This is a genomic window from Enterococcus spodopteracolus (genome assembly GCF_030441955.1).
Classification (GTDB): Bacteria; Bacillota; Bacilli; order Lactobacillales; family Enterococcaceae; genus Enterococcus_B; species Enterococcus_B spodopteracolus.
Genome location: NZ_JARJHD010000018.1, coordinates 18,497 through 28,688 on the forward strand (window position 1 = coordinate 18,497; position 10,192 = coordinate 28,688).

Consider the following 10,192-nt stretch of genomic DNA (forward strand, 5'->3'; position numbering starts at 1 on the left):
GTTCATTTAAACCAAGAGATGATAAACAGATTTGGCGAATAACTGCGATTTATCGTATCTGATTATGTTATTTAGTCAATCGGTATCAAAATTTGTACGTATTTACGATAATTTTATTAAAATACGATCCTAGCCTTGTCCATGAATCCTTATCTGAAATATGCTTAAAATAAAATAGATCTTTATCCTCGTATCCATGAGTGTCCGAAATAACGATATCAGCATGATCATACGATTCTACGATTTTTATTCGTTTATTATTGTAGTAATGAGTAATAACATTTTCGACTATATTTTTAGATTCTGGAAGGTTAAAAAATTCCACATAAACTTTATGTTCAGATTTAAGACTGTTGGAGGCTAAGCTTCCTAAAATGACTTGCACAAAACTATTTTTGATGTGATTGTAAGAAGGTTCATTTTGGTAAGATTTTAAGTTTTTATCAATGCAACGCTCTATATAGGAACCATAACGATTTGTTGGTAGTGCATCATGGTATATAGGCATAAATTTATATAATTCCAAATGGTGGATAGTGACTAATTTGTTTGTCAAATAATAGAGTAGTTGGTAAAAAATTGTTTCTGGTATATGAAAGTAATCAATCATGCACGTGAGTAATTTTTTACATTTGGTAACGATTGAATTCTTCTTTAGCCCCCCTAGCTTTCTTCCTAGTTCTTCTTTTTCTTCTTTCTTATTTAAATCTTGTGCAAAATAGTTGGATAAAAAGGCGAAATGAATACATTCATTTCGTGCATTTGTTCCATCTATCATCTTTTTGACAGTCAGCTTTTCTAAACACGCATCCATCTCCTCCTTATAGACTGTTTCTCCCAGCTCCACGAGTTCTGAGGATAGATCCTGGATTTGGTACCCGTTTTTCAATGATATCAAACTGACCGCTAATAAATAGTTGATACGCTTTTTCCCTAGCGGAGATAAATTTTGGTAATGATCAAAGTTGATGGATAAACGTAAGTTGATCACTTCTTCTTGCGTAATCGTTTTGAACAACCAATAGTTTCCTTTTGAAATGACAGCAATTCCCAGATAATGCAACATACGTATAGTAGATTCACTACCTGTTAACTCAATCAATGTTTCATTGATCTTCATCAAACGAAGATCAATTTTTAGTATTTGAAACAATTCTTTCAACTTTCCTAAAAGTTTGTATACATGTGACTCACTATAGATTAGATATTTTGCGATATCTGAAACACTGAATTTCCTTTTTTCCAACACATATAACAATGTCTGATACAAATTTGACTCTGCAAAATATCTTTCTTGAAAAATATTGATCAATTCGAGATATTCCGTATCGGTTAGTTGTGGCATACAGCGCAATTCATCTTTATCTAGAATCAAAGAGGTGTGTGTGTGTTTTGAGAATCCACTTTCATCATATTCTCTCATCAAATTTTGAAGTATCTTCCTTGCTTGTCTTTTTGTTAGATCCATTTCATCTTCCAGCTTTTTTATTGAGACTGCTCCATATTTCATTTCTTTTAATACCTTCATTTGTTGAAATTGTGTTTTTGTAATGAATAATAATATTAATTTATCTGGCAGCATATTTATTTTCTCCTCAATCTATAGTTGAAATGTAAAAATTCAAATAGTATAACATCACCTCAATCTTCCCCTGTCATTTTTAAATAGCAAAAATATTCTTACTATTCAGAAAACTAAAGATACTTGTTGATTTATAGTAATTATTTGACATGAGAACGGCGTAAACCTTCGTTCACTTTTAAGCGATAATCTAAAATAACTATTATAAAAAAACAAGTACAATTTAATATTAAAATATTTCTGCTTAAAATTCCAATAATTATAGTCTTGAATTTATTGATTTATTTGCATGCGATACCTAGCAAAAAAACTGAAGAACCAACGAGTTGTCTCGTTTGATCCTCCAATTGCTTTACAAATATTGCTTAAAATCATTTCATTTAGTGCCTATAATTTATTTCGATGATTCGTTTGACTATCCTACATTATGTATCAATCTTACATGATGGAAGTTTTAAAAGATCAAGCAGGATAGTCAGTCATTTTGTTGATTTAGCCATACATCTTTTCTTATCCGAATGGCACACTTGAGTGATGTAACTGAATTTTTAAGTCGCCATCCTCATCTATAATATACCCAAAGGTGTATTCTACCTTGACTTCTTCGTTGGTTTCCCCAGAAGTAAAATAATATACACCTGAAGAAATCGCTGTATCACCGTTCAAGATTGTATCGTGATTATCAAAGCGGATATCTGTCCAAGGCTCTAAAGCAAATCCACTATCTTCTGCGATGTCCCCACCAACAAAATAAGATAGTGCTTCATCTTTTGTTCCACGAAATGGTACTTCCGCAGCTTTTGTTGGTTTGAAGAGCACTTGACCGTCATCGTAAGCATATAGATTTTCCAGTGTCTCAAGCGCTTTTTCTTCGGCTTTTTCGTCACTTTCCAAACTAGCTTCACCAATTGCAATTATATTCTCTGCCCATTTTTGTTGTGCTTCTTCTACATCCGAAAGGGTAATAACCGGCGTTTCCTTCTTTGTCTCATTTGTTGTACTAGTTGTATCTTCTCCTTGGGCAGATGTAGCGCATCCAGCCATTGTTAAAACTAAAGTTGATAAAAGTAATGTTTTTTTAATCATATAGTCCCTCCTCTATAATTAAATTTTAACAGAAAATTTTTTTAAAAATCAAAAATATAACATACTTTAAATAAAATAAATAAATTAAACATGTTATAATTTCTTGATTTTAATATGTATATCCCCAATAAAGATTATAATAAAATAACTAATTTGTTTAATTTTTATAATAATGTATCATTGTTTATTCTTGTTTGTATTATTTGGCAAATTTGCTTGTAATGTTATAAATAATTATTTATCCTCTTTCTTTCAAGTAACCTTTCTCCATCCCTTTTTCTTTAAAAAAAAGGAGCGAGATTTTCGTCCGCTGGCATATTCTAAAACCGAATGAATGGTAGGAATAAAAGTAACTACTTTAAAAATAAGGCACTTTCCACAAAAATTTGAAAAACAATTTTCGTGAAGAGTGCCTTATTAATCGATGCTAAACACTTCTGTTCTGATCTTTTCTTTCTTATTTTAAACGTTTGTTCGTAGGATTTTTCATGCGCATTTTTCCATCCTGGCACATATCCAGTAAAGGACATACCTCACAACGGGGACTTCTAGCAGTACAATGATACCGTCCAAAGAAAATCAATGTATGATGCGTTTTTACCCATAAACTTTCTGGCACCTTTTTCATCAATGTTTGTTCAACTTCTTGTACTGACGCATCCAATTTACAGATCCTTAGTCGTTTCGTCACACGTTCTACGTGAGTATCAACTGCTATGGCTGGCACCCCAAATGCATCCCCAAGCACCACATTTGCTGTTTTTCTACCCACACCAGGTAACGAGACCAACTCTTCTCTTGTCTGAGGGACCTGTCCTCCAAAATGATCAATCAGCTGTTGCGCGCATGCTTTAATGTTTTTCGCTTTATTCCGATACAATCCAATTGTTTTTATTTTAGGAATGATCTCTTCTAGTGGGGCTTTAGCTAACGCCTCAGGAGTTGGAAAAGCTTCAAATAGAGCAGGTGTTGCCTTATTGACCGAAACATCTGTCGCTTGTGCACTTAAAATGACTGCAATCAATAATTCATAAGGATTCTTATGTTGTAATTCTCCATGCGCTTCTGGAAACATCTCATACATTTTCTCAAAAGCTTCCATTGTACGTTGTTTACCTAACATATTACTCCCATTCTTCCAGCCAATTCTTTAATGATACTTTTGGCAACTCTTCTTGTTGGACTGGCTGGTCGATTTCTTTTTGAAGCAGTTGCTGCTTTCTGCGTTTTTGATCTTCTTCTACTTGCTGTTTGGTTTTTAAATTTTTCCGTTCCCAAGATAATAAGATACGGTCGATATAATTGAAACTATACGCTTGGTTCAATACAGCCTCCCGTAAAGCTAGTTTCAAAATCTCAGGATGATAATGGTCCTCTTCCAACCACTGTCCGATCCGTTGAAATTCAATAGAGGACAACGGACGTCCAAACTCTTGTTCAAATAATTGATAGACTGAACGTGTCGTTTTTTCTTGGACTTCTTCTTCTTGCTTTAGAGAGTCTTTTTCTAATAATCTTTCTAAATGCACATAAGTTGGTGTCAAATCATAGCGATCCGCTTTACGTCCATCAATAAGTGTAGTTTCGATTGCTATGAAATGACCACTGACCAATCGATTCAAAATTTGAAAAACTTTTTCTTGCTTGACACCCATATTCTGGGAAATATTCATCAGATCCGGGAATGACTCTCCTTCTGATTGTGCCATATGCAACTGTAATATAAATAAAAATTCATCTGCTTGTAGGCCGATACGATGATAATTTTTCAGCAAAAGATTGGAAACGATCGTTTGACCAGCTTTTAAATAGTTTTCTAAATTCAACATTATTATCCCTCTCTTTAAAATTAGTATACGTAAAAACAAGAATTGAAGCAAGAAAGGATTATTTGAATTTTTTTAAAATGTTTTAGTGGTTTTTATATTTATTTTTCACTTTTCGGAATATATGTATACTAAAAAAAGCCTGCTTGTATTAGCATATGCTCTCCTCTTTAAAAAGGTCTCATATCTAATCTACAAGCAGCTTAGAGAATGACGCTCACGCTCGATAGAACGTTTATTATTGTCCTTCGTCATCCGTTCGTAGCTCGTATGGTTGTCCTTCATACGTATACTCTGTATTCAATGTTCCATCATTTTCATCGGTATAGATCCGTCGACTAAACGGGAATTGATGGTCCTCACCATCTTTTGTCTCATCTCCAGATAAAACGAATTCTTCTGCTTGAGTTTCATTTAATTGATTGATCACTTCTTCTGCTAAAGAATCGATATCGATCGTTTCATTCCCTGTCACTTTTTTGTAATCTTCAATAAAATTATCCTGTTGTACAAAATATTCTTTTTCCATAATGATCCTCCTCTAGTCCAACTTACTACATCTGCTTTGTTGGAAATTAATTACATCTATTATTTTGACAAAAAAAACAAAGGAAAACAACTAATTGCAACTGGTGAAGTCTGCAACAAACCATTCCTGTCTCGTGAGAAATAAAACAAAAAGTGTCAATAAACAATTTTGACCTTTAAATAGCCAGTTGAGTTCCAAAAAAATAGAACCATCAGGAAACAATATTGCTTCCTGATGGTTCTTCTATGACGCTTTGACAAATTATTGAGCGGTCTCGATTTCTCCTAGAGCTGCTTGTGCAAGAAGATTCAAGTAGTTCCAAGGACGGTCAAAATGAGGTTGGAAGAAGAAGTCAGAAAGAGCTAAGTCTTCAACAGTCATTTTATTTTGAACCGCTAATGACATCGTATTAGCAGATTGAGTGATGTCGTATTTAGACATGAATTGTGCGCCTACGATACGATTTGTTCCTTTTTCATATACTAATTCCATCATGACTTTTTCAGTCGTTGGCATGAATTCTGGACGATAGTTATCTTCAAATAGTGTTGCTTGGACATCCAAGTTATTCATTGGGGCACTTTCTGTTGTTACACCTGTTGAACCGATCGTCCAACCGAATAAGTACAAACCAGAAGTTCCTTGTGTTCCACGATAAGCCATTTTTTGCTCTGTTAAATTGTTTCCTACTAACAATCCTTGACGGACTGCATTTGTTGCTAAAGGAATATAGTTTTGCGTACCACTTGGGTTATAATTGACAACTGCTGAATCGCCCGCTGCAAAAATATCTGGATTGCTTGTTTGCATGTACTCATTTACTTTGATTGCGCCGTTTGGCAATGTTTCCACTTTACCTTCCACTAATTTTGTATTTGGTCTGAAACCAACGCACAAAATAACCATATCCGCATCAAATGTTTGGCTAGCTGTAGTTACTTGTTTTACTTTACCATTCTCATCTGGAATGAACTCAGAAACGTTTTCACCTAAAGCTAAAGTAACTCCACGATCGACCAATTCTTTTTCTAATACATCCGTAAATGGTTTATCAAGATATTTATTCAAGATACGATCTAAACCATCGATCAATGTCACTTCTTTGCCAGATTCGACAAACGCTTCAACTAATTCGATCCCAATATAACCACCACCAACGATCACTACTTTCTTCGCCTCTTCTGCTTTAGCAATGATTTCGTTTGCTTGGTTATAGTTTTTACATAAAAGAATATTTTCAGATTCGATCCCTTTGATTGGCGGAATGATTGGCCATGAACCAGTAGTCATTACTAATTTGTCATAAGAAACTGTTTCAGTTTCTCCAGTTTTTAAATCTTTTGCTGTGACTTGTTTGTTTTCAGTGTCAACATCAGTGACATCATGTTCCATTTTCACTTTCGCACCTAACGAAGCTAACTCTTCAGGGTTTGAATAGAACAAGCCTGCTGGGTCTTTCACGACGCCTCCAACATACAATGCGATCCCACAAGATAAAAATGAAACATTGTCGTTACGTTCATAAACTGTAACATCTGCTTCTGGGTTGTTTTTTAAGATACTTTTTACTGCTGCTGTTCCTGCATGGGTACAGCCAATTACTACTACTTTCATGTGTGTCCCTCCGATAAACGATTTGTCCTTTGACAATTTTTACTATAGCAAAATTAAAACGTATCCAACAGTTTTATGCTTGTGAATTCACAAATGCTTACTTATCATATTTTGCGCATTTCCAATTTAAAACACTGATAAATAAACATTCTTTTTGTGAACTTTTAAACTAAAGCCTCTGCGCTTGTGAATGAATACGAAATCACATAAAAAATTGCATAAATATTTGCGCCTTTCTTAAAACTATCAGTGTACTCCCTTCTTAGTTTCACTGGGGTAGTTATGTTATGTTTTTCTAAACGACACAAATGAAACACAAAAAAAACATCAGCAAAGTCATTTGACCTTATCGATGTTTCAGATGTTCGCACGATTTATTTTTTGCAATTCGGACATAGCCCATATAATTCTAAACGATGATCATGGATTTCAAAATCAGTTAAGCGCCCCGCCGCCATTTCAATATCTTCTAGCCCAGGATAATGAAAATCAACGATCGTCTCGCAATTTTGGCAAATCACATGATAATGTCTTTGTGAACTAAAATCAAATCGGCTTGATGCATCACCATATTTCATTTCTTGAACAAACCCGATCGATGTGAACAATCGTAAATTATTGTAAACTGTAGCAACACTCATATTAGGAAAGCGATGCTCAAGTGCCTTGTAGATTTCATCTGCAGTTGGATGCGAACGATGCTCGATCAGATACTCTAAAACTGCGTATCTTTGCGGCGTAATCCGAATATTTTCTTTTTTCAGTTGCTCGATCGCCGCTGCTACTTTTTTATTTTCCATATAAACAAAACCCCACCTTATTGTTCTTTAATTATCATACTATTTTTATTTTTTTAAATCTACATATTACGGAAAGAAAAAGAAAAGAATTTTATAATTTAGCCTATTTTATGCAAAAAAAGTGTAAAATAACAGATGTTTCACCATTATTTCACACTTTTTATTCAGAGTTTCACGTAGACTTACATATCCTGATACAAAGGAGTAGACAAATAACGTTCTCCATTATCAGGAATAATCGCAAGAACTTTTTTTCCAGCTCCTAGTTCTTTAGCTACATTAAGCGCAGCTTCAACTGCGGCTCCACCTGAAACACCCACTAAGATTCCTTCTTCTTGCCCCATACGGCGAGCTGTGATCATTGCTTGCTCACTAGATACTGATAAGACTTGATCATATACATTCGTATCTAACGTATCAGGGACAAACCCTGTCCCGATGCCTTGGATTTTGTGTGGACCAGGTTCTTTTCCTTCTAAAACGGCAGATTCGGCTGGTTCAACTCCAACGATCTTAAGTGTTGGATTGATCCGTTTTAATTCGTGTCCCGCACCGGTGATCGTTCCACCAGTACCGATTCCTGCGACAAACGCATCCAGCCCATTCACACCAAATGCCGCTTGGATTTCTGGACCAGTCGTTTTTTCATGAACTAATGGATTAGCTGGGTTTTCAAATTGCAGAGGCAAGAAATAACCATTTTCTTCAGCCAGCCGTTTTGCTTCTTTGATTGAACCACTGATACCTTCTGTTCCTGGAGTTAAAATTAGTTCTGCTCCGTAGCCCTTCATCAATAAGCGACGCTCGATACTCATCGTTTCAGGCATGACAAGTTTCACATGATATCCTCTTGCTACACCGACCATCGCTAAACCAATACCAGTGTTCCCTGAAGTTGGTTCAATGATCGTATCACCCGGTTTCAATATCCCATCATGCTCTGCTTTTTCAATCATATTCAAGGCAATACGGTCTTTCACGCTTCCACCTGGATTGAAGAATTCCAATTTAACAAAAACATCCGCAGCTCCTTCTGGAACTATCTTATTTAATCGAACGATAGGTGTTTTACCGATCAATTCTGTAATCGACTGATAAATCTTCTGTGTCATATTTTTTCCCCCTTCATTTGCTTCTCTATTAATCATAATACAAAAGAGGTACTTCTGCGAGTGATTCTTACTGGAGAAGCAAAAAATAGAGACACATCTTATGATATGCCTCTATTTTTAAGTTGATATAAAGTTAGACATTGATTTCTTGTCCAACCAATAATGAATAATTTGACATCGTCATGCCATTTTTTGCCATCAGATCATCAACGGACATACCGAATTTTTGAGCAATATCCCAAAGTGTATCTCCAGAGACGACAGTATAAGTTTGGTTACTACTTGTCGTAGTCGTTGTAGAGGTTGTCGTACTAGTCGTTGTGGTACTTGTCGTACTAGTTGTCGTTGAACCAGTTGATGGTGTATCAAAGCGAGTCAGATTATATGTGCTGATCAATTCATTTAATTTGTATGCGTAATTAGGATCTGTTGCATAACGTCCAGTTAAATAAGCTGTTGCATCATAATAGCTGGTTGTATTACTTTTCCATACACCTGAATAATGATAATCGCCTGTCGAAAAACTAGTAGAACGTAAAACATTCGCATGATCTTGGAATGACTCCCAATAAGATGAATAGCGACGGAAAGGTTCGTTCATCGTAACCCATTGACCATTCAAATATTCTTGCGTATTCATATATACCACAGATTGACCTGCGCTACCTTTGACTCCAAATAAGTTGTAATATGGTGCACTTGATAATCCAGATGTACCATACGCACTTTCAAGTAATGCTTGTGCAATCATGACAGATGCATATAAGTCATTGCTTGCTGCAACTTCAGAAGCAGCCCATCCGATTTGATTGATAAATGCTTGCGGATCGGCAGAAGATGCGACATCTAATTCATCCGCACGTACAGTTTGTGGTGTTGCTGTGACCAACATTGGCCCAACTAATAGGCTTGTCCCCACTAAAGGTGCAATGGCTTTTTTATTGATGGTCATTTTCCTTTTGGGCCTATGGTGTCGAGCGCTACGGGTTCTCAGCTCTTGCATTCAAATTCCTCCTCAAATGAAACAGTAAATAAAACTTCCTCTTAAACGAAACTTAATCATTTAAATTATACGTTTTATTTTATTGAAACTCAAACGAATCTTCAATTATTTACTTTTTGTAATCTCAACGTAATCAAAAAGTAACACAAAAGTAACGACAATTATCCCTTTTTACTAATTTATACCTAAAAAAATAGAAAATTGGAGGCTTGGAAAAAATCTCCAAGCACTCCAATCGAACTGCTTTCAGTATTTGTCTATAATTGATTGAAGACGTTGACTACATTATCTACTGTAAAACCAAATTCTTCAAGTATTTTGTTTCCAGGAGCAGAAGCACCAAAGTGATCGATCGTAATCGTTTGACCTTCGATTCCTACATAACGTTCCCATCCAAATGAAGCAGCTGCTTCAATCGCAACACGCTTCGTCACTGCTTTTGGCAAAACACTTTCTTGATATTCCGCGGATTGTTCTTCAAACAAATCAAAACTTGGCATAGAAACCACTGAAACATCTTTTCCTTGTTCCGCCAATACTTTTTGCGCTTTGACAGCTAGATCCACTTCTGAACCTGTCGCGATCAAGATTCCTTCTGGTTGTTCCCCTTTAGCTGGTGACAAGACATAGGCACCTTTTT

General features: G+C 35.5%; 10 protein-coding genes. All 10 read right to left on the reverse strand.

Annotation, left to right across the window (positions count from 1 at the left end; genetic code table 11):
* Positions 1–85 precede the first annotated feature (85 nt).
* Positions 86–1,582 (reverse strand): helix-turn-helix domain-containing protein, encoded by a 1,497-nt coding sequence (locus P3R27_RS13060; RefSeq protein WP_284592513.1) that lies wholly within the window; start codon positions 1,580–1,582, stop codon positions 86–88.
* Positions 1,583–2,092: 510 nt separating this feature from the next.
* Positions 2,093–2,668: a metal-independent carbonic anhydrase family protein gene (locus P3R27_RS13065; protein WP_034690543.1), complete on the reverse strand. Its 576-nt coding sequence runs from the start codon at positions 2,666–2,668 to the stop codon at positions 2,093–2,095.
* A gap of 457 nt (positions 2,669–3,125) precedes the next feature.
* Positions 3,126–3,791 (reverse strand): endonuclease III, encoded by a 666-nt coding sequence (nth, locus tag P3R27_RS13070; protein ID WP_034690540.1) that lies wholly within the window; start codon positions 3,789–3,791, stop codon positions 3,126–3,128.
* 1 nt (position 3,792) lies between these two features.
* Entirely contained in the window at positions 3,793–4,497 is a 705-nt protein-coding gene (locus P3R27_RS13075; protein ID WP_301357400.1) for a DnaD domain-containing protein, read from the reverse strand.
* A gap of 235 nt (positions 4,498–4,732) precedes the next feature.
* Complete coding sequence (locus P3R27_RS13080; RefSeq protein ID WP_034690533.1) at positions 4,733–5,023, reverse strand: DUF5960 family protein; 291 nt, start codon at positions 5,021–5,023, stop codon at positions 4,733–4,735.
* Between the two features lie 261 nt (positions 5,024–5,284).
* Complete coding sequence (locus tag P3R27_RS13085; protein WP_010735565.1) at positions 5,285–6,637, reverse strand: NADH oxidase; 1,353 nt, start codon at positions 6,635–6,637, stop codon at positions 5,285–5,287.
* Positions 6,638–7,011: 374 nt separating this feature from the next.
* Entirely contained in the window at positions 7,012–7,437 is a 426-nt protein-coding gene (locus P3R27_RS13090) for a Fur family transcriptional regulator (RefSeq protein ID WP_034690531.1), read from the reverse strand.
* Between the two features lie 182 nt (positions 7,438–7,619).
* Positions 7,620–8,549, reverse strand: coding sequence for a cysteine synthase A (cysK, locus tag P3R27_RS13095; protein WP_034690529.1), 930 nt, complete (start codon positions 8,547–8,549; stop codon positions 7,620–7,622).
* A 133-nt stretch (positions 8,550–8,682) separates the two neighbouring features.
* Positions 8,683–9,552 carry a glucosaminidase domain-containing protein gene (locus P3R27_RS13100; protein WP_019724201.1) on the reverse strand — a complete coding sequence of 290 codons (870 nt, stop codon included), beginning with the start codon at positions 9,550–9,552 and terminating at the stop codon, positions 8,683–8,685.
* A 257-nt stretch (positions 9,553–9,809) separates the two neighbouring features.
* The coding region (locus tag P3R27_RS13105) for a transketolase-like TK C-terminal-containing protein (RefSeq protein ID WP_301357399.1) at positions 9,810–10,192 on the reverse strand (383 nt) is incomplete at its 5' end.